Below are 22,607 nucleotides of genomic sequence, written 5' to 3' on the forward strand. Positions count from 1 at the left end.
GCCGCGGTGCAGGACGTGAGCAGTTCCCTCCAAGCGAAAGACTTTTAGCGGTGACAGACAGTCAGAAATCCGACGAAACAGCAGCAGACGTGACCGAAGCGGCGGCCCCCGCCACGGACGCAGAACCTGCAGCAACCAGCGCAACGGCCCCGGAGGCCGCCACCGAAGGCGTGGAGGAGGCCGGCGCACAGCCGGAACAGCACGCCTTGGCTCCTGCCCCGGACGCAGAAGCGGCAGCCCCTGCCCCGTCCCCGGCGCCCGGACCCCGGCCTTCGGCCCCGTCCCCCGCAGCTTTCGCGTCACGCCCCAAGCCGGCTGCGGCCGCTCCGGCCGCTGCCGTGGCACCCGCCGCCCCCGCCACCTCTCCCGCCGAAGCAGCCAAGTGGGGACGCGTGGAAGGCGATGGCCACGTCTTCCTGACGATCGACGGCGGAGAACACGCCGTCGGGCAGTACCCGGGCGTCAGCGATGACGAAGCACTGGCTTACTTCGCGCGGAAGTACGACGACGTCGTGGCCCAGATCGTGCTCCTGGAACAGCGCGTAAGCTCCAAGGCCCCCAGCACGGACATGCAGAAGACCGTCACCCACCTGCACGAACAGCTTGCCGAACGCAACATGGTGGGCGATCTCCGGGCGGCAGAAGCCCGGTTGGACACCCTGGCAACCCACATCGCCGAGCTTGAAAAGACGGAAAAGGCAGAGCACGACGCCGTCCGGGCCGCCGAACTTGCAGCCCGCGAAGCGATCGTGGCCGAGGCAGAGGAGATCTCCGGGCAGGACCCGGCTCAGACCCAGTGGAAGACCTCCAGCGCCCGGATGAACGAGCTGTTCGAAAACTGGAAGGCCGCACAGAAGAGCGGCGTCCGGCTGGGCCGCAGCAACGAGGACGCCCTCTGGAAGCGCTTCAGGGCCGCCCGCACCGTTTTTGACCGGCACCGCCGGGCCTACTTCTCCCAGCTGGACAGCAACAATTCCGCTGCGAAGACCGCCAAGGAAAAGCTGATTTCCGAGGCAGAGGCCCTCTCCAGCTCCACAGACTGGGGCTACGCCGCAGGCGAATACCGCCGCCTCATGGACCAGTGGAAGGCATCTCCGCGCGCCAGCCGCAAGGACGATGACGCGCTCTGGGCACGTTTCCGTGCCGCGCAGGATGTCTTCTTCACGTCCCGGCAGGCTGCCAACGACGAAATCGACCAGGAGTACGCCGCAAACCTGACGGTCAAGGAAGCCCTCCTGACCGAAGCCACCACGATTCTCCCCATCAAGGACCTGGCGGCTGCCAAGAAGTCGCTGCAGTCCGTCCGGGACAGGTGGGAAGAGGCCGGAAAGGTCCCGCGCGCCGACATGGGCAGGATCGAAGCCGGCCTTCGCAAGGTCGAAGACGCCGTCCGGCAGGCCGAAGAAGAGCAGTGGCAGCGTTCAAACCCCGAACGCAAGGCGCGTACCAACAGCGCCCTGTCACAGCTCGAGAGCGCCATTGCCGGCCTGCAGGATGACCTTGCCAAGGCGGAACAGAGCGGCGACGAGCGCAAGATCAAGGCAGCCAGGGAAGCCCTCGAGGCACGCCAGGCATGGCTGGACCAGATCCAGCGTTCAGCCAGCGAACTGAGCTGACGCCACTTTCCTGTTCGACGACGCCGCAGGCCCGGTTCCGGTTATCCACATAACCCGAACCGGGCCTGCGTGTTTCAGGACCTCCTTGGCAGGATGGAGGAATGGCCTCACCATCTGATTCCACGCCGGCCGGAGCGGGGATGGAGCATCTGCCGCCGCACCCCACGGCTCCGGCGCGGTTCCCGGAACTGTATGCACCCGGGCGGCCTTTCGCCAGGCCGGAACTGCAGTCACTGGCTGCTGACGGGATCCTGGCCCGCTTCCACCAGCATGGCTACACCCTCCCGGGATCTGCCGCCTCTGCCCAGTTGCGCGCCCGTGCTGCCGCCGGCTCCGTGCCGCCCCAGGTCCGGCAGCGGGTCGTGGCCGGACGGATGACTGCAGCCTGGATCTACGGCTGCGCTGACGAGCCGGACCGCCTTGCGCTCCTGGTGGACGCCAAGCGCCGCGTTTCGAGCCTGCGGAATACCCGGGGCTGCACGCTGCACGAGGTGAAGCTGGGTCCCTTCGATGTGGTCAGCCTGGGCGGACTCATGGTGTCCAGCCCGCTGCGGACCGCCCTGGATATCGCCCTGCACGTAGACGCAGAACGCGCCGTTCCCACGCTGGCAAACCTCCTGGCCCGCCCCGAAAAGGACGTGCGGTTGCGGCTGCTGGTGCTCGCTATCGAGGCCACCCCGCGCGTCCCGCATAAAAAGGCGGCACTGGAAAAGCTTTCCCGGCTAGCTCCGGCGCTTGTTCCCGGTGGTGCGGTAAACGTCAAAGACCCCGTCGATCCGGCGGACGGCGCTGAGGACGTGGCTGAGGTACTTGGGGTCCCCCATCTCGAAAGCAAACTTTGAAATGGCCACCCTGTCGGTGGAGGTGTGAACGCTGGCAGCCAGGATGTTCACATGGTTTTCCGACAGGATCCGCGTCACGTCCGAGAGCAGCGACTTGCGGTCGAGCGCCTCAACCTGGATCTCCACCAGGAACACGCTGGACTGGGTGGGTGCCCAATCCACGTCAACAATCCTGTCCGGCTGATCCTTGAGGTCCGAGATGTTGGTGCAGTCTGTGCGGTGCACAGACACCCCTGATCCACGTGTGACGAAGCCGAGGATGGGGTCCGGCGGCACGGGAGTACAGCAACGTGCCAGCTTGACCCACACATCTCCCACACCGCGGACCACAACACCGGAATCAGAGAAACGGGCCTTGGTGACCTGCGTGGGAATGCTGACTTCGCTGATGTCGTCGTCGGCGTTTTCGGTGCCGCCGAGGCTTTCGACGAGTTTCTCCATGACGGACTGCGCGGACGTGTGGCCGTCTCCCACCCCGGCGTACAGGCCGGAAATGTCCACGTATTTGAATTCTTCGGCGACGGCGGCCAAGGCCTCGTGCGTCATCAGCCGCTGCAGCGGAAGGTTCTGCTTCCGCATGGCACGGGTCAGCAGTTCCTTGCCGCGGTCAATCGCCTCTTCGCGGCGTTCCTTGCTGAACCACTGGCGGATCTTGTTCCGTGCCCGGGCACTCTTGACGAAGTGTTGCCAGTCCTGGCTGGGCCCCGCGCCCTCAGCCTTGGAGGTGAAGATTTCCACCCAGTCGCCGTGGTTGAGTTCACTGTTGAGGGGAACCAGTTTGCCATTGACGCGGGCACCGATGGTGCGGTGCCCCACCTCGGTGTGGACTGCGTAGGCGAAGTCCACCGGTGTAGACCCGGCAGGCAGCGCCATGACCTCACCCTTGGGCGTAAAGACGAAAACTTCGCGGGCGTTGATCTCGAATCGGAGCGAATCGAGGAATTCGCCCGGATCGGAGGTCTCCTGTTGCCAGTCAACCAGGGAACGCAGCCACCCCATGTCGCCGTCCCGGGGGCTCCCCGGGCCCACCGCCGTGCGGTTGGGCTGGTCCTTGTACTTCCAGTGTGCCGCCACGCCGTACTCTGCGCGGCGGTGCATTTCATGGGTGCGGATCTGGATCTCCACGGGCTTGCCGCCGGGGCCGATGACAGTGGTGTGCAGGGACTGGTACATGTTGAACTTGGGCATCGCAATGTAGTCCTTGAACCTGCCGGGCAGCGGGTTCCAGCGCGAGTGCATGGTGCCAAGTGCGGCGTAACAGTCCCGGACGGAGTCAACGAGGACCCGGACGCCCATGAGGTCATTGATGTCGTCGAAGTCCTTGTCCCTGACGATCATCTTCTGGTAGATCGAGTAATAGTGCTTCGGACGGCCCGTAATGGTCGCCTTGATCTTCGCTGTACGGAGGTCGTCGGTGATCTGGTCGCGGATGACGCCGAGGCTCTTCTCACGCTCCGGGGTCCTGTCCCCCACCATCCGGACAATTTCTTCGTAGACCTTCGGATACAGCGCTGCGAAGGACAGGTCTTCGAGTTCCCACTTGATGGTGTTCATGCCCAGGCGGTGTGCCAGTGGCGCGAAGATTTCGAGTGTCTCGCGGGCCTTGCGGGCGGACGATTCGGCGGAGACGAACCGCCATGTCCTGGCGTTATGCAGCCGGTCCGCGAGCTTGATCATGAGCACCCGGATGTCCTTGGCCATGGCGACAACCATTTTGCGGACGGTCTCGGACTGCGCCGCTTCGCCGAAGCTGACCTTGTCCAGCTTGGTCACGCCGTCCACGAGCATGGCCACTTCGGGACCGAAATCACGCTTCAGGTCCGCCAGGGTGTAAGGGGTGTCCTCAACAGTGTCGTGCAGGAGTGCTGCGGCGAGGGTGGTCCCGCTCAAACCGAGTTCGGCAAGAATGGTGGCCACCGCCACCGGGTGGGTGATGTAGGGGTCGCCACTCTTGCGTTTCTGGCCCCGGTGGCTGCGTTCAGCAACGTCGAACGCGCGCTGGATGAGGTCGAAGTCCTCTTTGGGATTATTTGCCCGGACGGTGCGCAGCAGCGGCTCAAGGATGGGTGAATAGGTGGCGGCGCCGCGGCCGGTCAGGCGGGCCAGCCTCGAACGGGTGCGCTCCCTGCGGCCGGGGAACGTGGCGCGGGTGCCGGAGTTGTCCACCGGCACCAAGGAACCGGGGCGCGCAGATGCAGCCACCCCGGTATGGCCACCGGTGGAATTGTTTTCTCCCTGAGCCGTTGGCGCCGACGCCGAACGTTCTTCCAATGAAGCACCCCTCACCACCGTCTTAATTACCTCAGTCTATTCCTCACGAGGCAGAGATTTATAACCGGGACACTTAAACGACCACGGGCCGGACAGCGTGATTTCCACACTGTCCGGCCCGTGGACGGGAACACCGGCACGACCGGCGCACATTACCTCAATCAGGCCTGGGCAGGCTCCGCTGAAGCATTGCGTTCGGCGGTGCTGCTGCGGCGCTGCTCCACGCGCCGGGCCTGCTTGACCAGGTCCGGTTCGTTCTGCCGCAGCCAGGCGTACATCGGCGCCGCCACGAAGATGGTGGCCGCCGTACCGATCAGGATTCCCACGAACAGTGCCAGCGACAGGTCACGCAGGGTTCCCGCGCCCAGCAGGCCGGCACCGATGAACAGGATGGCGCCCACCGGGAGGATCGCCACCATCATGGTGTTGATGGAACGCACCAGCGTCTGGTTCACGGCCAGGTTGACTTCCTCAGCGAACGTGCGGCGGGTTGAGGAGTCAATCTCCGCCGTGTTCTCACGGATCTTGTCGAAGACCACCACGGTGTCGTAGAGGGAGTAGCTGAGCACCGTCAGGAACCCGATGATGGCGGACGGTGTCACTTCAAAGTCGCTGAGGGCATAGACCCCGGCGGTGATGAACATGGTGACCAGCATGCCGGCGAGGGCCGAAACGGACATCTTCCATGTGCGGAAGTACAGGGCCATCAGCACCGCGGCCAGGAGGACGAACACCACCAGGCCGATCAGGGCCTGCTTGGTGACATCGGCACCCCAGGTGGGTCCCACGAAGGTGGAGGTAACCTCGTTTTCGGTCACGCCGTAGGCGGTGTGCAGGCCTTCCTTGATGCGGAGCGTCTCGTCGTCCGTGAGCTTGTCCGTCTGGATGCGCATGGTGGTTCCGGCCACGTTGGCCACACGCGGGATGCTGCCGGCCACAACGTCCGTGACGGCCTTCTCCCCCACGGTTGCGTCCGTCGTCTTGACGTTGGAGACGGTGAATTCGGAGCCGCCCCGGAACTCGATGCCCAGGTTGAACCCGCCCTTGGCCACCGGGATGATGATGGACAGCGCGACAGCCGCCAGCGCGATCAGGAACCAGATCTTCTTGGATCCCACGAACTCGTAGGAGCGCTTCCCGGTGTAGAGCTCATTGCCGAAATTGGCGAAGCCTGACATTACTTGTTCTCCTTCGCAGCGGTCTTCGAGGAACCGGCCAGCTGTTCCTGCTTCTCCGCCAGCCGCCGTTCGGCAATAGTCATCCGGCGTTCCGCTTCCGCGGCGGCTCCCGCGTTCTTGGCACGGACGTTGGCCGGACGGTCTTCGGGGGTCCGGATACGGCCGGCACCGCGGTACAGCGGTACGGCGCCGAGGCGCTTGGGGTCGAGCCCGGAGAACCGGTGGCCTTCGCCGAAGAAGCGCGTCCGCGCCAGCAGCTGCAGCGTCGGGTGGGTGAACATGAAGACCACAATGAGGTCGGCGATGGCTGTCAGGCCGAGCGTGAAGGCGAAGCCCCGCACGTTGCCCACCGCCACGAAGTAGAGGACCAGCGCCGCCAGCAGGTTAACCGCCTTGGAGGCGAGCACGGTGCGCTTGGCCCGCTTCCAGCCGTTCTCGACGGCCGAGACCAGGCCGCGTCCTTCGCGCAGCTCATCGCGGATACGTTCGAAGTAGACGATGAACGAGTCAGCCGTCTGGCCGATGGCCACGATGATGCCCGCGACACCGGCCAGGGACAGCCGGTAGTTTTCCGTCCAGCCCAGGATTGCGATGGCCAGATACGTCAGGACGCCTGCCACCACCAGCGAGGCGATGGTGACGAAGCCCAGTGCCCGGTACTGGAAGAGCGAATAGACCACCACCAGGAGCAGCCCGATGAGGCCGGCCAACAGGCCCATACGCAACTGCTCGCCACCGAGGGTCGCCGAGATCTGCTGTTCGCTCTGGATCTCGAAGCTGATAGGCAGGGCGCCGAAGCGCAGCTGGTCAGACAGTGCCTTGGCCGTCTGCTCGGTGAAGCCGCCCGTGATCTGCGGACGGCCGTCCGTGATGACAGCCAGTGAACGCGGAGCGGAAATGACCTGGTCGTCGAGGACGATGGCGAACTGTGCCTTGGGGTCGTTGCCCGATTCGCCGCCTGCGGCCACGTAGAACTGGTTGAGGCGCTCGGTGACCTCCTTGAACTTCGCGGTACCTTCCTCGTTGAACTGGATGTTGACGGCCCAGTCGTTGGTGACGGCTCCCTGGGCGCCCTGCTGCAGCTGGAACGAGGAAGTGACGATGTTGCTGCCCTTCACCTCGACCGGCCCGAGGATGTACTTGATGGCCGGGCTCTTGTCCGTTGCCGGTTCACAGGTGACCAGCGGCTTGGTCGGATCAGAACGCTCTGCCTTCTCGGCTGAGGCGTTGTCACAGTCCAGGGCCTCGAACTCACGGTAGATTTCGGGCGTGATCCAGTTGATGTCACTGCTGTTGGCGGGCGCCGCCGTCGGCTTGGGCAGCTGGTCCTCGGGAGCCCGGGACTCCTCGGGAACAGCAGCTCCGGCTCCGTTCAGGAGCACGGGCCGGAAGTTCATGTCCGCGGATGCCTGGATCAGGTCGCGGGTGGCAGTGGACGGCGTGCCCGGGAGGCTCACCACCACGTTGCGGCCCGACTGCGTGCTGATTTCGGCTTCGGCTACGCCGGAACCGTCAACGCGCTGGCGGATGATCGCCACGGCCTGGTTCAGCTGTTCTTCATTGATGTCAGAACCGCCCTCAACCTTCGGCGCCAGGATCATCTGGGTACCGCCTTCGAGGTCAAGTGCCAGCTTGGGCGACCAGCTTGCCTGCCCGGCGACGGTGCCGGCGGCCAGGACGGCTGTCAACGCGGCGATGATTACGCCCAGCCAGACCAGGACCCTGAGGCCGGGCTTCTTGGGGCCAGTTCGTGCCATTGTCGATCTTTCTCTTATTCACGGAGGAACCGCCGGTGCGCATGGGCACCGGCGGTTGTCCGCAGCGGTAGAGGGGTTAAGGTGCCGGAAGGACTAGCTGTCCTTCTTGCCCTCATCGTTGAGGCGCTTCAGGGTCTCGTCCGGGGTCTCAGCCGGGAACGCGGTGGTCTCAGCGGCAGTGGCCGGCGCAGCCGTGGTGCCGGCCGTGGTACCCGCCGCCTCCGGAGCGGTCAGGGACGAAGCATCGTCCGGTACGGCGGGGGCAGCGGCTTCCGGCGCTACCGCCGGTTCCATCACCTTGGTGACGGACTGCCGGTGCACGGTGGCCAGGTTGCCCGGGGAGAGTTCCAGGGTGACCTTGTTCTCGGCCTCATCGATGTCCACGATCCGGCCGTAGAGGCCGAAGCTGGTCATGACATCGACGCCTGGGCCGAACTTCGACTGGAGCTCCGCCTGCTGCTGCTGCGTCTTCTTGTTCCGGCGGAACATCATGAAGATGAATACGCCGAGCATGACGAACAGGAGAATTGACATTGGATCCAAGGGGAATTCCGTCCTTTGTGGTACCTGGCTGGTTTTCCGGCAGCGCCGGACTTTGTCTGTGCCGGGCGGAACAGTCATGGAAGCCGATCCCTGACGGACCTCCTGCACCGGCGGCGCGGCCGATAGGCCATGCGCACAACAAAGACCCGAACGTGCCGAGCGTCATACCAGTCTAAGGGGAAAAGCTGGAGGGAGCCTGTTATTGGCTCTCCGGGGCCCAGTCCCCCGTGACCTCGGCACCCGTTACGCGGTCAAAAAGATCCAGCTGTTCCTGGCCGAACACGCCTGCAGGGATGGCATAGCCCAGATGTGTCCAGGCCGGCGCCATGGCGATGCGGCCGCGTGGGGTGCGGCCCAGGAGCCCTTCGCGGACGAGGAAGGGCTCCGCGACAGTCTCCACTGTTTCGGTTTCTTCGCCGACGGCGATCGCAAGCGTGGAGAGCCCCACGGGCCCTCCGCCGAACTTGGTGATGAGCGCCTCGAGGACGGAACGGTCCAGCCGGTCGAGCCCCTTCTTGTCCACTTCGTACATGTCGAGCGCCGCCGACGCGGACCGGGCATCGATCTGCTCTACGCCATGGACCAAAGCCCAGTCGCGCACGCGGCGCAGCAGCCGGTTGGCAATTCGGGGCGTTCCGCGGGACCGGCCGGCGATCTCGCTGAAGCCGGCGGAATTGACCTTCAGGTCCAGCAGGCCGGCGGAGCGCCGCAGCACAAGTTCGAGTTCCGGAACCGAGTAGAACTCCAGATGGCCTGTGAAACCGAAGCGGTCCCGCAGCGGACCGGGAAGCAGCCCGGCCCGGGTGGTGGCGCCCACCAGTGTGAAGGGGGGAAGTTCCAGCGGGATGGCAGTGGCACCCGCACCCTTACCCACCACAATGTCCACACGGAAATCCTCCATGGCCATGTAGAGCATTTCTTCAGCCGGCCTGGACATGCGGTGGATTTCGTCGAGGAAGAGGACTTCGCCCTCGGACAGCGATGACAGGATGGCGGCGAGGTCGCCGGCATGCTGGATCGCAGGGCCGCTGCTGATGCGCAGCGGAGCGTTCATTTCCGCCGCCACGATCATGGCAAGGGTGGTCTTGCCGAGACCCGGAGGACCCGAAAAGAGCACATGGTCGGCGCTGCGGCCGCGCATGCGGGATGCCTTCAGGACCAGGGACAGCTGCTTCCGCACGCGGTGCTGGCCCACGAAGTCGTCCAGGTTCTTGGGGCGGAGTGCGGCTTCGATGGCGCGTTCCTCAGGCTCCTCCCCTGCTGCCACCAGTGACGGTTCAGCCACGGCTGCCTACGCGGTTGCCCGCCCGCGCGCCGTCCTGGCCGAGCCAGCGGAGGGTGGTCCGGAGGATCTCCGGGACGTTGCCGCGGAAGGAAACTTCGGGCTCGTCCGCCAGTGCCTTGTCGATGCTCGACGACGCGTCCTTTTCGGACCAGCCCAGGCTGGTCATGGCGGCGACCACCTGCGGCTTCCAGCTGGCCTCCGCCGCGGTGGTGGCCGCAGCGGGAGCCGTACCGTGCGGAACAAGCTTGCCGGCCAGCTCAAGGACAATCCGCCCCGCCACCTTCGGACCGATCCCGGGAACCTTGGTGAAAGTCTTGTTGTCGCCGGTGTGCGCGGCAACGCGGATCGCTTCAGGATCGTGGACGGCCAAAACGGCCAGTGCGAGGCGCGGACCCACGCCGCTCACACTCAGCAGGACCTCGAAAACTTCACGTTCGTCGTCGTCCGCAAAACCAAACAGCGTCATCGAGTCTTCGCGGACGATCAGGGAGGTGAAGACCTTTCCCTCTTCGCCCACGTGGAGCCCGCTGAGGGTCTGGGGGGTGGCGTAGACGTTCATGCCCGCACCGTTCAAGTCGATGACGGCCGTGGACAGGCCTACGTGCGCTACGGTTCCGCGGAGGAAACTGATCAAGGCCTGGCTCCTGCTTGTGCTGCCGGGCCGCCGCCTGGCAAGAGGCGGAGCCCGGTTATCCGAACATATTTACGAATACCCTAGCAAGCTGCGGGGACATTCAGCGTGCGCGGCGCGCCTTCGCTTCGGCCTCGGCCCACGCCCGCTGGGCCGGTGTCAGCGCCGAACTGCCCGGACCGGTAGTGGCAACCGAGGCACCGCTTCCGGCGCGCCAGGCGTGCGTGATGGCCAGTGCCAGGGCGTCCGCGGCATCGGCCGGACGGGGCGGCGCGTCGAGGCGAAGGATCTTGGTGACCAGCTTGGTCACAGCGTCCTTGTTCGACGTGCCGCTGCCCGTAACGGCGGCCTTGACCTCCGACGGCGTATGGAGCGCCACCGGGATCCCGCGCCGCGCTGCCGCTGCAATCACCACGCCGGACGCCTGCGCCACACCCATCACGGTGCTGACGTTCAGCTGCGAGAAGACGCGTTCGACGGCGAGCACCTGGGGCTCGTAGCGGTCCAGCCATTCGTCGATGGCCAGCGCAATCACGAGCAGACGCTGGTCCAGGGATTCGTCGGGCGAGGTTCCGACGACGCCGACGGCCACCATGGTGGCCCGCCGGTTCCGCTCGACGTCCACCACCCCGATGCCGCAGCGGGTCAGGCCGGGGTCCACTCCCAGGACACGGAGCGTCATGGAGATGGACTGTGTCGCGATGGGGTGTGCTGCGACGGGCGCAGGTCAGCAGGCAAAGCCGCCGGTCACTCTGATTCCAGGGCGGCCTGGACCTCGTCGCTGAAATCGGCGTTGCTGTAGACGTTCTGGACGTCGTCGAGCTCCTCGAGGGCGTCGGCCAGCTTCATGAACTTCCGCGCTCCGTCGACGTCCAGCCCCACCTGCATGGACGGAACGAATTCCACTTCATCGGTGTCGTACTCGATGCCGGCGTCCTTGAGGGCTTCGCGGATGGCCGGAAGATCGCCCGGTTCGGAGTGGATCTCGAAGGATTCGCCGTTGTCCTTGACCTCTTCGGCGCCGGCGTCCAGGACGGCCATGAGGACGTCGTCTTCGGCCAGGCCGTTCTTGGGCAGGTTCACCACGCCCTTGCGGTTGAACAGGTAGCTGACGGAGCCGGGATCGGCGATGGTGCCGCCGTTGCGGGAGATGGCGAGGCGGACCTCGGATGCCGCGCGGTTCTTGTTGTCGGTGAGGCACTCGATCAGCAGGGCGGAACCCTGCGGGCCGCGGGCTTCGTACATGATTTCGGTGTAGTCAACCACTTCGCCGGTGAGCCCGGCGCCGCGCTTGATGGCGCGGTCGATGTTGTCGTTGGGGACCGAAGTCTTCTTCGCCTTGGTGACCGCCAGTTCGAGGCCGGGGTTGCCGGCCAGGTCCGGTCCGCCCATGCGGGCAGCAACTTCGATGTTCTTGATCAGCTTGGCGAAGGACTTTGCACGGCGGCTGTCAATGATCGCCTTTTTGTGCTTAGTCGTCGCCCATTTGGAGTGGCCTGACATGCTTTACGCTTCTCCTCTGATCATGCGGATAAAAAGTTCGTGTACGCGTTTCTCCCCGGTCACTTCCGGATGGAAGGAGGTGGCCAGCAGCCGGCCGGAACGCACTGCGACAATTCTAGCGGCCCCGGGCAGCCCGGCGGTGTGGGACGCATGTTCCGGATCGGCCGGTTCAACCTGGGCCAGGATTTCCACGCCGGGGCCTACGCGCTCCACCCACGGTCCGCGGATGAAGACGGCATGGACCGGAGCCACACCGGCGTCGGTGGCGCTGAACTCCAGGCCCTTAAAATACAGGTCCGTCTCGAAGGACTCGCGCTGGCGTCCGAAAGCGTTGCGGCGGACGGTCATGTCCAGCCCGCCGAACGTCTGCTGGGGGGCACCCGAAAGGTCCGTGGCGGGGTCGGCAATGTCCGAGGCCAGCAGGATCATGCCCGCGCAGGAACCGTAGACCGGCAGCCCGCCGGCAATGCGTTCACGCAGCGGCCCGGCCAGCCCGAAAGCCCTCGCGAGCTTGTCAATGGCCGTGGACTCGCCGCCGGGGATGATGAGCCCGTCCAGGCCGTCGAGTTCCTGCGGACGCCGGACGCTGACCCCCTCGGCGCCGGATTCAGCGGCGGCACGGAGGTGCTCGCGGAAGTCGCCCTGGAGCGCCAGGACGCCGATCCGGAGGCCCGAGCCCACGCGTGCGGGATCGGCGGAAAGGGAGTTTGTCATCGTCCCAGCATACGGGCACCGGTGCTGCCCGCCCGGCCGGGCGGGTCATACTCCGGCAGTTCCATGCCGCGGCTGGGATATATTCGGACAATGCCCTTTTACACTGTTCCGCTTGGCAAACTGGTGCGCCGGATATCCCGGCTCCGAGGCGGCGGGTCCGCGCTTCCAGGGCTCGTCGTCGAAAAAATCGACCCCGGTTTCATGCGGCGGACACTCACCACGCTGCCGCACGGCGTGGCAGTTGTCAGCGGCACGAACGGGAAGACCACCACCACCAAAATGGTGGTGGAGCTGCTCGAAAGCCAAGGCCTGAAAGTCTTCACGAACCGCACCGGCAGCAACTTCACCCGCGGCGTCGCCGCGGCCCTGCTGGGCGAGGTTGACTGGCGCGGGCGGCTGGACGCCGACGTCGCGGTCCTGGAACTCGACGAGGCACATGCCGTGCACTTCGTAAACAGCGTGCCGCCGAAATACTGCCTGCTCCTGAACGTCCTGCGGGACCAGCTGGACCGTTTCGGCGAGATCGACAAGACAGCCCAGCTCCTCCAGCACATCGCCGCCAAAACCACCGGGACCGTGGTGCTGAACCGTGAAGACCCCAGGGTGGCCAGGATCGCGGAAACCCTCACGGGCCAGGAGGTCCGGTATTTCGGGCTGGACGACTCGCTGCTGGGCACGTTCCCCAACGACGACGATATGCGCGCCGCTCCCGGCAGCCCCGCACCGGCGGGCCTCCCGGAGAAGCCCGCGGCCGACGTCGTGCTCCGCAAGGTGGGCGCGGACACCGCCGAATTTGAGTACGACGGCGGGACCGTCAGTACCGCGATGAAGCTCCGCGGGGTGTACAACATCTTCAACGCGGCCGCGGCGCTGACCCTGGCGCGGGCCATTTGCGGCGGAGCCGCGGCGGACACCAACCACGAAACCCTGCTGGAGGCGCTGTCCCAGGTGGCGCCCGCCTTCGGCCGCGGTGAGAGCCTCACGGTGGAAGGCCAGCCCCTTGACCTGGTGCTGGTGAAGAACCCCAGCGGTTTCCGCCTCGGCCTGAAGTCCTTTCCTGCAGGCGGTTACGCCACCATGATCGCCATCAACGACAACTATGCCGACGGCCGGGATATGTCCTGGCTGTGGGACGTGGAGTTCGATTCCCTCCGGGCCGAAGGCGTGGACCAGCTGACCGGTTCCCGCGCCTACGACATGGCATTGCGCCTGCAGTATGACGATGTCCGCATCGGTGCCGTGGATCCTGATATCGCGCCGGCCCTCGCAGCGTTCATCCGGGGGGCGAAGGGCCAGCCCAAGCGCATTTTCTGTACGTATACGGCCATGCTTGCCATCCGCCGCGAACTGTCGAAGATCACCACTGTGGAGGTTGTCTCTTGAGCCAGGAAACTCCGGGCACGTCCGGTCCGTCAACCGCCGGCGGCAAGGGCATCCTCAGGGTGGTCCAGCTCTACCCGCGAGACATGAACATCTACGGCGACTGGGGCAACGCCCTGGTGCTGCAGCAGCGGATCCGGTGGCACGGGTACACACCCGAACTGCTGGAATACAACGTGGGTGACCCCTTCCCTGACGATGTGGACATCATTGTGGGCGGCGGCGGCCAGGACAGCGGGCAGCTGGTCATCCAGGACGACCTGCAGGGCCGGGCGGATTCCCTCAAGGAGCTCGCCGAGGACGGGACGCCGATGCTCGTCATCTGCGGCCTGTACCAGCTCTTTGGCCGGTTCTTCAAGACCAGGACCGGCTCGGTGATTCCGGGAATCGGCATCCTCGACGTCGAAACGCACGGCACCGATGAGCGCCTGATTGGCAACGTCAAGGTCGCCACGTCCGAATTCGGTGAGGTGCTGGGTTACGAGAACCACAGCGGGCAGACCACCCTGGGTGGCGGGGTCCGCCCCCTCGGCACCGTGGCGAAGGGAACGGGCAACAACAGCAGCGACGGCCACGAGGGCGCCCGCTACCGCAACATTGTGGCCAGCTACCTGCATGGCTCGCTGCTTCCGAAGAACCCGGCCATCGCGGATTTCCTGATCCGTACAGCTGCTGAACGCAAGTTTGGAACGTTCGAGCCCGGCCTCCCGGATGACCGGTACGCGGTACTCGCTCGGGACCACGCGGCACGCAGGCCGCGCTGATCCGTCGGGTTGAGGGGCTTTTCCCTTAGCTTCGGGGCGGCCGCCGCTTCTTAACGGCCGTCAGGGTTCGAGGGTAATGAGGAGTTCATGCGCGCCAGCAGTTGCGGCGCCCATGGAGTTCACCACTCCAATGGTCCGCTGCCGCGTGGCGTCGTCGGCCGGCGCCCCGGCGCAGGGCCCCTGCGGCGCATCTGCCGCCACCGAACACCACCGGTAGGGATTCCCGGCCATAACGGTCGGCGTCCAGGCCAGGTCCGTGACGGTCCAGGTTCCGGCAGCGTCCTGGCCGAACTGCGCGCGGACCAGCAGGCCCTCGCTCTTGGCTGGATGGGCAGGGGAAACGTCCGTCATCCCGTTGCCCAGTCCGTAGGCGATCCAGGTGCCCTTGTAGTTCTCGATGGGCAGCACTGATGGGGAGTGGCCGTAGACCAGGTTGAACTGCCCGCTGTCCGCCAGCGCACGGGCTGCGTCCGTTTGTTGGGCGGTCGGGGTACCGGTGTTCCCGCCGTTGCCGTCCCCTGCATGCATGGCACCAATCACGACGTCGGCGCCCAGCATCCGCGCCTTCCTGGCCTTGGCAATCATGGTGCTGGAGTCCAGCGCGTCCACCTGCCAGGGGTATTCCGGGCTCTTCCCGTTGAGGCCGAAAGTTGCCTCGATGACAGCCACCTTCGCCGCAGGGGTCTGCAGGATGAGGATCTGTTGGGACTCCGTGGCGGTGCGGTAGGAACCGGTGTGTTTCAGGCCGGCCGCGTCCAGGGCATCCACGGTCCGCAGGAGTCCGTCGGTACTGCGGTCAAGAATGTGGTCGCCCGCGGTGGTGCAGGCCTGGTAGCCCACGTCCTTCGCAGCGGTGACGATCTGCGGCGGCACATTGAACGAGGGGTGGCCCGCAAACGGCCCGTCCGATTTCGCCACAGGGCTCCCCTGGTGGCAGATGGCGAGGTCAGACCTCTCCAGGTAGCGCCGTTGCCCCTCCAGCATCGGCAGGAAATCCAGGCCCGGCTTCCCGGCCTCAGCGGCATCCTGCTGTGCCTCCTGCCAGATGCTGCTGTGGACCGGCATGCCGCCGGTGACCACCACCGACGCGCAGCGCAGCACCGGGCACCGAGAACCCTTGCCCGGTGTGGGCGAAGGTGCGGGGGTTGGCGGGGCACTGGAAGCCGAGGCTGTACCGGACGGCATTCCGGGGTGTGGACTCTGGGTGGACCCGGCGGTGGACTCACCGCTGCCAGCCCCTTGCGCCACAAGACCGCACCCGGCGAGCGGACCAGCCACGAGCAGCAGGCCTGCCACCGACACAGCGCGCATCCACTGCTGCGGCCCGGCACCCGCGCGGGAGCGCGCAGGAGCCCTCCCGGTACTTTTCCCCATACCGCCAAGTCTAGGAATGGCCAGCCTTCGGCACGGGTATTTGGCCGCATTGAGAAGCGTGCCCTCATGTGAAAGGTTTTCATCATGACGAACCCCCTGCTGGCTCCCAGCTCCCTGCCGTATGGTCTCCCGCCCTTCGCCCGCATCGAGGCCGCCCATTACGCCGAGGCCATCGAAGCAGGCCTGGCTGAGCACCTCGCTGAAATTGACCGCATTGTGCAGAATCCGGAGGCACCCACCTTCGAGAACACCGCGGTGGCGATGGAGCAGTCGGGGCGGTTGCTGGACCGCGCAGCCGCCTCCTTCTTTACCCTTGTTTCGGCGGATGCTTCACCGGAGATCAGGGAACTGGAAACGAAGTTCTCGCCCCGGTTTTCGGCCCACCAGGATGAGCTCTTCCTGAACCCTGATCTGTATGAGCGTTTCCGGGGCATCGATACCTCTGCATGTGATCCCGAGTCGGTCCGGCTGGTGGAGGAGTACCTGAAGGAGTTCCGGCAAACCGGTATCCAGCTCGATCCCGCCGGACAGGACCGGCTCAGGGCCGCTAACGCAGAGCTCTCCCGGCTGGGCACGGAGTTCGGCCAGCGGGTCAAGGAAGGGATGAAGTCCGCTGCGCTCCTCGTCGAGGATGCGGAAGAACTTGACGGCCTGCCCGCCGACGACGTCGCCGCCGCAGCTGAAGCGGCCCGGGCAGCAGGACATGAGGGGCAGTTCCTGCTGGGGCTTATCCAGCCAAGCAACCAGCCTGCCCTTGCCTCACTTTCGGACCGGGCCGTCCGCCGTCGGCTGTTCGAAGCGTCCGTTGCACGGGGCAGCAGCGGCGGCCCCCTGGACGTCCTGGACCTGGCCAGGTCCATGGCCCGGCTGCGTGCAGAGAAGGCCACGCTGCTGGGTTTTGCGAATTACGCTGAACTGGTGGCAGACCGCCAAACGGCGCCTGACTTCGGGGCGGTGCAGTCCATGCTGAACCGCATGGCCCCCGCCGCCGTCCGCAACGCGGACCATGAAGCGTCCGCCCTTGCCGAGTCCGCCGGGCACGCCCTGGAACCGTGGGACTGGGCCTACTACTCGGCGAAAGTCCGCCGGGAGAAGTACAGCGTGGACGAGCAGGCCCTCCGCCCCTACTTCGAGCTGGAGCGCGTGCTGCGGGACGGCGTCTTTTTCGCGGCCGGGTCCTTGTACGGCATCAGCTTCCATGAGCGGGAAGACTTGGCTGGTTACCACCCTGACGTGCGGGTCTGGGAGGTCAGGGATTCCGACGGCGGCGGGCTGGGGCTGTTCCTCGGTGACTACTATTCCCGCGAATCCAAGCGGGGCGGCGCATGGATGAACTCGCTGGTGGACCAGAACGCCTTGCTGGGTACCAGGCCCGTGGTGATGAACACGCTCAACATCACTAAGCCCGCGCCCGGTGAACCGACCCTCCTGACACTTGACGAGGTGCGGACGGTCTTCCACGAGTTCGGCCACGCGCTGCACGGGCTCTTTTCCGATGTCACCTACCCGCGGTTCTCCGGTACTGCTGTCCCCCGCGATTTCGTGGAATTCCCTTCGCAGGTCAACGAAATGTGGATCATGTGGCCGGAGGTCCTCGCGAACTACGCCCGCCACCACGCCACGGGCGAACCGCTGCCGCAGGATGTTGTGGACCGGCTGGACGAATCCAGGCTCTGGGGCGAAGGGTTTGCCACCACCGAGTATCTGGGCGCCGCCTTGCTGGACCTGGCGTGGCACGTGCTGGAGCAGGATGCCGTCCCGGATGACGCCCTCGCGTTTGAGGCGAAGTCCCTCGCCGCGGCGGGCATCACGCACGCGCTCATCCCGCCGCGGTATCGGACCGGCTACTTCCAGCACATTTTTGCCGGCGCGGGCTACGCCGCCGGCTACTACTCCTACATCTGGAGTGAGGTCCTGGATGCCGAGACGGTGGACTGGTTCTCGGAGAACGGCGGGCTTACCAGGGCCAACGGCGACCGGTTCCGGCAGGAACTGCTCTCGCGGGGCAACAGCCGCGACCCCCTGGAGTCCTTCCGGATCCTCCGCGGCCGGGACGCCAAACTCGAGCCCCTGCTAAAGCGCCGCGGCCTGGAGTAGACCACACCCCCCCACACCTTAAAAAACGACGGCGGCGGGTCCCACACAAGGTGACCCGCCGCCGTCGTGCTTACCAATGCAAGGCGACCAGAAGCGTCGGACGGCGTTATCCGGCAGCGCGCGTAAAAGGGCCCCCGCGCCCCAACCAGCTACGTAGCTGCAGACAATGCGCGGGGAATAGCGCGCCGAGGATGGCGCCGTCCGGCGCACCCAAGGCGACCAAGGCGGGAGTTACCAGCCGCGCTCGGCGAGGCGGTGCGGCTGGGGGATTTCGTCGACGTTGATGCCCACCATGGCTTCGCCGAGGCCGCGGGAGGCCTTGGCGATGACGTCGGGGTCATCGAAGAAGGTGGTGGCCTTCACGACGGCGGCCGCGCGCTGGGCGGGGTTGCCGGACTTGAAGATGCCGGAGCCAACGAACACGCCGTCGGCGCCGAGCTGCATCATCATGGCGGCGTCGGCCGGGGTGGCGATGCCGCCGGCGGTGAACAGCACCACGGGGAGCTTGCCGGCAGCGGCAACTTCCTTGACCAGTTCGTACGGGGCCTGCAGTTCCTTGGCCGCGACGTACAGTTCGTCCTCGGGAAGGGCTGCGAGCTTGGCGATCTCGGCGCGGATCTGGCGCATGTGGCCGGTGGCGTTGGAAACATCGCCGGTGCCGGCTTCACCCTTGGACCGGATCATCGCTGCGCCTTCGTTGATGCGGCGCAGGGCCTCACCAAGGTTGGTGGCGCCACAGACGAAGGGAACCTTGAAGTTCCACTTGTCGATGTGGTTGACGTAGTCGGCCGGGGTGAGGACCTCGGACTCGTCAATGTAGTCCACGCCGAGGGACTGCAGGACCTGGGCTTCGACGAAGTGGCCGATGCGGGCCTTCGCCATGACCGGAATGGACACGGCATCGATGATGGCGTCGATCATGTCCGGATCGGACATGCGCGACACGCCGCCCTGGGCGCGGATATCGGCCGGAACGCGTTCCAGGGCCATGACTGCAACAGCACCGGCGTCTTCGGCGATGCGGGCCTGTTCAACGTTGACGACGTCCATGATGACGCCGCCCTTGAGCATCTCAGCCATGCCGCGCTTCACGCGGTTGCTGCCCGTGACGCTGTTCGCGGACGAACCGGCCTCGTTGCTTACATCTGGTGTAGACACAAAAACCCCTATGGGTAGATAGACGATCTTCGCCGGGTGTGCAGGCGGGCATGCTGATGCCGGACTGTACACACACGGATTGCCGGGTCCATTGACCGGGCAATCCTTATAGTAGTCCCCCGGCGGCCAGCCGCGGCAATTACGTTTCGTCCGCGGGAAGCGGTTGTGCCAGGGCCTGCCGGCGGACCGAAGCAACACGCTGGACGATCGTCGTGAAGCTGGCCAGCGCCAGCAGCACCAGCGTCACGAGCAGCACCACTGACGGCAGTCCCAGCCCGGTGAGCCCAGTGACCACCAGGACGGAGACGAGCCGCTCGGCCCGCTCCGCGATGCCGACATTTGCCGTGTATCCAAGGGACTCGGCTTTGGCCCGGGCATAGGAGACCACCATGCCCAGGACCAGGCAGACCATGGCCGCCACGGCGATGGCAGTATTTTGCCCGCCCGTGAAGAACCACACCGCCAGTCCGGCGAAGAGCGCGCCGTCCGCGACGCGGTCCAGGGTGGAGTCCAGGAAGTTGCCCCAGCGGCTCTTGACGTCCTGCATGCGGGCCATGATGCCGTCCAGGACATCGGAAAAGATGAAGGCCGTAATGAAGACCGTGCCCCAGAACAGTTGCCCGAGGGGATAGAACACCAGGGCGCCCAGCGCGACGCCCGCGGTTCCGATGACTGTTACGGCGTCGGGCGAGACACCCAGGCGCAGGAGCCAGCGGGCCAACGGGGTGAAAAGCGCGGTAAAGAAACCGCGGGCGTGCCTATTCAGCATCAGTCTCCCCGGGCCAGGCGTCGGCCACCATCTGCCGGACCTCATCGAGGGTCTGCGTGATGGCCTTGGTCTGGGCAATGATGGGGAAGAAGTTCCCGTCGCCTCCCCAGCGCGGAACGATGTGCTGGTGCAGGTGGGCGGCGATACCGGCACCGCCCACCACACCCTGGTTCATGCCCAGGTTGAATCCGCCCGGGTTGGACACCTTGCGCAGGACGCGCATCGCCGTCTGGGTCAGGTCGGCGAATTCGGCAGTTTCCTCCACCGTCAGGTCCGTGTAGTCCGGGACGTGCCGGTACGGGCAGACCAGCAGGTGCCCGGGGTTGTACGGAAAGAGGTTTAGCACGACGTAGCAGGTTTTCCCCCGGTACACGATGAGGGCGTCCTCGTCGGTTCGTCCCGGGCCCACGCAGAACGGGCAGTCATTCTCATTCTTGAACTGGTGCTGTCCGCCCTTGATGTAGGCCATCCGGTGCGGAGTCCACAGGCGCTGGAAAGCGTCCGGGACACCGGCCAGGGCAAAGTCGTCGGTTACACCGGCATCCCCTGGATACCCGGCGCCTGTGTTCTCCTCCACGGTGCTGTTCCGTTCGCTAGCTGGTCCGGTTACGGACGGCTTCGGTGATCCGCTTGACTGCCTCTGCCACCGGCACGCCGTTGTCCTGGCTGCCGTCCCGGAACCGGAAGGAAACCGCGCCGGCTTCGGCGTCGTCTCCGCCGGCGATCAGCACGAACGGGATCTTGTCCTTGCTGGCGGTACGGATCTTCTTCGGGAAACGGTCCGAGGAGGTGTCCACCTCGGCACGGATACCGGCCGCCTTCAGCTGGTCGACGACGTCGAACATGTACTCGTTGAAGGTTTCGGCCACCGGGATGCCCACCACCTGGACGGGTGCCAGCCATGCCGGGAAGGCGCCGGCGTAGTGTTCGGTGAGGACGCCCATGAACCGCTCCACCGAGCCGAAAAGTGCACGGTGGATCATCACGGGACGCTGCCGGCTGCCGTCTGCAGCCTGGAATTCGAGTTCGAAGCGTTCGGGCAGGTTGAAGTCCAGCTGGATGGTGGACATCTGCCAGGTGCGGCCCAGGGCGTCCTTGGCCTGCACGGAGATCTTGGGGCCGTAGAACGCGGCTCCACCCGGATCCGGTACGAGTTCCAGTCCCGATTCCTGCGCCACTTCGGCCAGGGTGCGGGTGGCTTCCTCCCACGCAGCGTCCTCGCCGACATACTTCTCCGGGTCCTTGGTGGACAGCTCCAGGTAGAAGTCGTTGAGGCCGTAGTCCTTGAGCAGGTCCAGGACGAAGGTGAGCGTCTTGGTGAGCTCGTCCTTCATCTGCTCGCGGGTGCAGTAGATGTGGGCATCGTCCTGTGTCATCCCACGGACGCGGGTCAGGCCGTGGACCACGCCGGACTTCTCGTACCGGTAGACAGACCCGAATTCAAACAGGCGAAGCGGAAGTTCGCGGTAGGACCGGCCACGCGAACGGAAGATCAGGTTGTGCATGGGGCAGTTCATCGGCTTCAGGTAATAGTCCTGGCCGGGCTTGCGGACGGTGCCGTCCTCATTGAGCTCGGCGTCGACGTGCATCGCCGGGAACATGCCCTCCTTGTACCAGTCCAGGTGCCCGGAAACTTCGTACAGGTGGCCCTTGGTGATGTGCGGGGTGTAGACGAACTCGTAGCCGGCCTCCACGTGGCGCTGGCGGGAGTAGTCCTCCATTTCCTTCCGGATGATGCCGCCCTTGGGGTGGAACACCGGAAGGCCCGAGCCCAGCTCATCCGGGAAGGAGAACAGGTCAAGCTCGGAACCGAGCTTGCGGTGGTCACGGCGTTCGGCCTCCGCGATCCGTTCCTGGTAGGCCTTAAGGGCGTCCTTGGTGGGCCAGGCGGTGCCGTAGATGCGCTGCAGCTGCTGGTTCTTCTGGTTGCCCAGCCAGTAGGCGGACGAGGAACGGGTCAGGGCGAAGGCGTTGGAAATGAGCTTGGTGTTGGGCAGGTGCGGGCCACGGCAGAGGTCGCACCAGACAGTGGTGCCTTCCTTGCGCTCAACGTTGTCGTAGATGGTGATGTCGCCGGCGCCGACCTCGACGTTCACGCCTTCGCCGGCCTCGGCAGCTTCGTTCTTCTTGCCCAGCAGCTCGAGCTTGTAGGGCTCGTTCTTCATGGCTTCGCGGGCTTCGTCCTCGCTGACAACGCGGCGGACGAACTTCTGGTTCTGGTTGATGATCTTCTGCATCATCTTCTCGAGGGTTTTGAGGTCCTCGGGGGTGAACGGTTCGGCGACGTCGAAGTCGAAGTAGAAGCCATCAGTGATGTAGGGGCCGATGCCGAGCTTGGCGTCGGGGCGCAGCTGCTGGACGGCCTGGGCCATGACGTGTGCGGTGGAGTGGCGCAGGACGTTCAGTCCATCCGGGGATTCGATGGTGACGCCTTCCACCTCGGCACCTTCGGGCAGTTCCTGGTCCAGGTCCTTGAGTTCGCCATTAACGCGGGCCACGACAACATCGCGGCGCTCAAAGAAGAGTTCCGCACCGGTTGTCCCGGTAGTCACCTTGGTCTCTTCGCCGTCGACGAGAAGGGTGATCTGCTGGGCATCTGACACGGGTGTCTCCTATTCAAAGTTGAGGCTTCATAGCTTGCGGCGTACGGGGACCACAGCCAGCCACCGTCAATGCTATCGGTTCGGCGGAGGGCCGACCAACGCGGCTCACGGCAGCGGGAAAG

The 22,607-nt window shown here is 65.5% G+C and carries 19 protein-coding genes; 5 read left to right on the forward strand and 14 right to left on the reverse strand.

Annotated features, from left to right (window positions below; genetic code table 11):
* Window positions 1-50 precede the first annotated feature (50 nt).
* Together BLT71_RS11905 and BLT71_RS11910 are read left to right on the forward strand one after the other, a co-directional pair.
* Window positions 51-1,616: a DUF349 domain-containing protein gene (locus tag BLT71_RS11905; protein WP_091720478.1), complete on the forward strand. Its 1,566-nt coding sequence runs from the start codon at window positions 51-53 to the stop codon at window positions 1,614-1,616.
* A gap of 101 nt (window positions 1,617-1,717) precedes the next feature.
* The gene (locus BLT71_RS11910; RefSeq protein WP_157693463.1) at window positions 1,718-2,458 is read left to right on the forward strand and encodes a type IV toxin-antitoxin system AbiEi family antitoxin; all 741 of its coding nucleotides are present in this window, start codon (window positions 1,718-1,720) and stop codon (window positions 2,456-2,458) included.
* On the opposite strand, the gene BLT71_RS11915 is transcribed toward BLT71_RS11910, so the two are convergent.
* The 9 genes from BLT71_RS11915 to pdxT form a co-directional block, all read right to left on the reverse strand.
* Entirely contained in the window at window positions 2,339-4,729 is a 2,391-nt protein-coding gene (locus BLT71_RS11915; RefSeq protein WP_091720481.1) for a RelA/SpoT family protein, read from the reverse strand. The two genes, BLT71_RS11910 and BLT71_RS11915, sit on opposite strands and share 120 nt — an antisense overlap.
* Window positions 4,730-4,890: 161 nt before the next feature.
* Window positions 4,891-5,907, reverse strand: coding sequence for a protein translocase subunit SecF (secF, locus tag BLT71_RS11920; RefSeq protein ID WP_091720484.1), 1,017 nt, complete (start codon window positions 5,905-5,907; stop codon window positions 4,891-4,893).
* Window positions 5,907-7,664 carry a protein translocase subunit SecD gene (gene secD, locus BLT71_RS11925; protein WP_091720487.1) on the reverse strand — a complete coding sequence of 586 codons (1,758 nt, stop codon included), beginning with the start codon at window positions 7,662-7,664 and terminating at the stop codon, window positions 5,907-5,909. The genes secF and secD overlap by 1 nt, the downstream gene beginning before the upstream one ends.
* A gap of 93 nt (window positions 7,665-7,757) precedes the next feature.
* On the reverse strand, window positions 7,758-8,198 hold the full coding sequence (gene yajC / locus BLT71_RS11930; RefSeq protein ID WP_091720490.1) for a preprotein translocase subunit YajC: 441 nt from the start codon (window positions 8,196-8,198) through the stop codon (window positions 7,758-7,760).
* 208 nt (window positions 8,199-8,406) lie between these two features.
* On the reverse strand, window positions 8,407-9,492 hold the full coding sequence (gene ruvB / locus BLT71_RS11935) for a Holliday junction branch migration DNA helicase RuvB (protein WP_091720492.1): 1,086 nt from the start codon (window positions 9,490-9,492) through the stop codon (window positions 8,407-8,409).
* Window positions 9,485-10,126 (reverse strand): Holliday junction branch migration protein RuvA, encoded by a 642-nt coding sequence (ruvA, locus tag BLT71_RS11940; protein ID WP_091720494.1) that lies wholly within the window; start codon window positions 10,124-10,126, stop codon window positions 9,485-9,487. Before ruvA ends, ruvB begins: the two co-directional genes overlap by 8 nt.
* A gap of 100 nt (window positions 10,127-10,226) precedes the next feature.
* A complete protein-coding gene (gene ruvC / locus BLT71_RS11945; RefSeq protein ID WP_091720497.1) occupies window positions 10,227-10,805 on the reverse strand; it encodes a crossover junction endodeoxyribonuclease RuvC in 579 nt (192 codons plus the stop codon).
* A gap of 65 nt (window positions 10,806-10,870) precedes the next feature.
* On the reverse strand, window positions 10,871-11,626 hold the full coding sequence (locus BLT71_RS11950; RefSeq protein WP_091720500.1) for a YebC/PmpR family DNA-binding transcriptional regulator: 756 nt from the start codon (window positions 11,624-11,626) through the stop codon (window positions 10,871-10,873).
* 3 nt (window positions 11,627-11,629) lie between these two features.
* Complete coding sequence (pdxT, locus tag BLT71_RS11955; RefSeq protein ID WP_091720502.1) at window positions 11,630-12,340, reverse strand: pyridoxal 5'-phosphate synthase glutaminase subunit PdxT; 711 nt, start codon at window positions 12,338-12,340, stop codon at window positions 11,630-11,632.
* Window positions 12,341-12,430: 90 nt separating this feature from the next.
* Here pdxT and BLT71_RS11960 point away from each other — a divergent pair, with 90 nt between their 5' ends.
* Window positions 12,431-13,723 (forward strand): Mur ligase family protein, encoded by a 1,293-nt coding sequence (locus BLT71_RS11960; protein ID WP_172829964.1) that lies wholly within the window; start codon window positions 12,431-12,433, stop codon window positions 13,721-13,723.
* Entirely contained in the window at window positions 13,720-14,484 is a 765-nt protein-coding gene (locus tag BLT71_RS11965) for a type 1 glutamine amidotransferase (protein WP_091720505.1), read from the forward strand. Before BLT71_RS11960 ends, BLT71_RS11965 begins: the two co-directional genes overlap by 4 nt.
* Window positions 14,485-14,544: 60 nt before the next feature.
* Here the strand turns inward: BLT71_RS11965 and BLT71_RS11970 are convergent, their stop codons facing one another.
* Window positions 14,545-15,858, reverse strand: coding sequence for a CapA family protein (locus BLT71_RS11970; RefSeq protein WP_407681216.1), 1,314 nt, complete (start codon window positions 15,856-15,858; stop codon window positions 14,545-14,547).
* An 84-nt stretch (window positions 15,859-15,942) separates the two neighbouring features.
* On the opposite strand from BLT71_RS11970, the gene BLT71_RS11975 reads away from it, so the two are divergent.
* Entirely contained in the window at window positions 15,943-17,955 is a 2,013-nt protein-coding gene (locus tag BLT71_RS11975) for a M3 family metallopeptidase (RefSeq protein WP_091720510.1), read from the forward strand.
* 231 nt (window positions 17,956-18,186) lie between these two features.
* On the opposite strand, the gene pdxS is transcribed toward BLT71_RS11975, so the two are convergent.
* The 4 genes from pdxS to thrS form a co-directional block, all read right to left on the reverse strand.
* Window positions 18,187-19,113 carry a pyridoxal 5'-phosphate synthase lyase subunit PdxS gene (pdxS, locus tag BLT71_RS11980; protein WP_091720513.1) on the reverse strand — a complete coding sequence of 309 codons (927 nt, stop codon included), beginning with the start codon at window positions 19,111-19,113 and terminating at the stop codon, window positions 18,187-18,189.
* A 139-nt stretch (window positions 19,114-19,252) separates the two neighbouring features.
* Window positions 19,253-19,882, reverse strand: a complete 630-nt coding sequence (gene pgsA / locus BLT71_RS11985; RefSeq protein WP_091720516.1) for a phosphatidylinositol phosphate synthase — start codon at window positions 19,880-19,882, stop codon at window positions 19,253-19,255.
* Window positions 19,872-20,459, reverse strand: coding sequence for an HIT family protein (locus BLT71_RS11990; protein ID WP_056079499.1), 588 nt, complete (start codon window positions 20,457-20,459; stop codon window positions 19,872-19,874). The genes pgsA and BLT71_RS11990 overlap by 11 nt, the downstream gene beginning before the upstream one ends.
* A gap of 16 nt (window positions 20,460-20,475) precedes the next feature.
* Entirely contained in the window at window positions 20,476-22,485 is a 2,010-nt protein-coding gene (gene thrS, locus BLT71_RS11995; protein WP_091720519.1) for a threonine--tRNA ligase, read from the reverse strand.
* Between the last annotated feature and the right edge of the window lie 122 nt (window positions 22,486-22,607).

It is taken from the genome of Pseudarthrobacter equi, from assembly GCF_900105535.1.
GTDB classification, from domain to species: Bacteria; Actinomycetota; Actinomycetes; order Actinomycetales; family Micrococcaceae; genus Arthrobacter; species Arthrobacter equi.

Coding starts and splice junctions, on each gene's coding strand:
- BLT71_RS11910 (WP_157693463.1), top strand. CDS start 1,718: ATGGCCTCACCATCTGATTCCACGCCGGCCGGAGCGGGGATGGAGCAT.
- secF (WP_091720484.1), bottom strand. CDS start 5,907: ATGTCAGGCTTCGCCAATTTCGGCAATGAGCTCTACACCGGGAAGCGC.
- secD (WP_091720487.1), bottom strand. CDS start 7,664: ATGGCACGAACTGGCCCCAAGAAGCCCGGCCTCAGGGTCCTGGTCTGG.
- yajC (WP_091720490.1), bottom strand. CDS start 8,198: ATGTCAATTCTCCTGTTCGTCATGCTCGGCGTATTCATCTTCATGATG.
- ruvC (WP_091720497.1), bottom strand. CDS start 10,805: ATGACGCTCCGTGTCCTGGGAGTGGACCCCGGCCTGACCCGCTGCGGC.
- BLT71_RS11950 (WP_091720500.1), bottom strand. CDS start 11,626: ATGTCAGGCCACTCCAAATGGGCGACGACTAAGCACAAAAAGGCGATC.
- pdxT (WP_091720502.1), bottom strand. CDS start 12,340: ATGACAAACTCCCTTTCCGCCGATCCCGCACGCGTGGGCTCGGGCCTC.
- BLT71_RS11960 (WP_172829964.1), top strand. CDS start 12,431: ATGCCCTTTTACACTGTTCCGCTTGGCAAACTGGTGCGCCGGATATCC.
- BLT71_RS11970 (WP_407681216.1), bottom strand. CDS start 15,858: ATGGGGAAAAGTACCGGGAGGGCTCCTGCGCGCTCCCGCGCGGGTGCC.
- BLT71_RS11975 (WP_091720510.1), top strand. CDS start 15,943: ATGACGAACCCCCTGCTGGCTCCCAGCTCCCTGCCGTATGGTCTCCCG.
- pgsA (WP_091720516.1), bottom strand. CDS start 19,882: ATGCTGAATAGGCACGCCCGCGGTTTCTTTACCGCGCTTTTCACCCCG.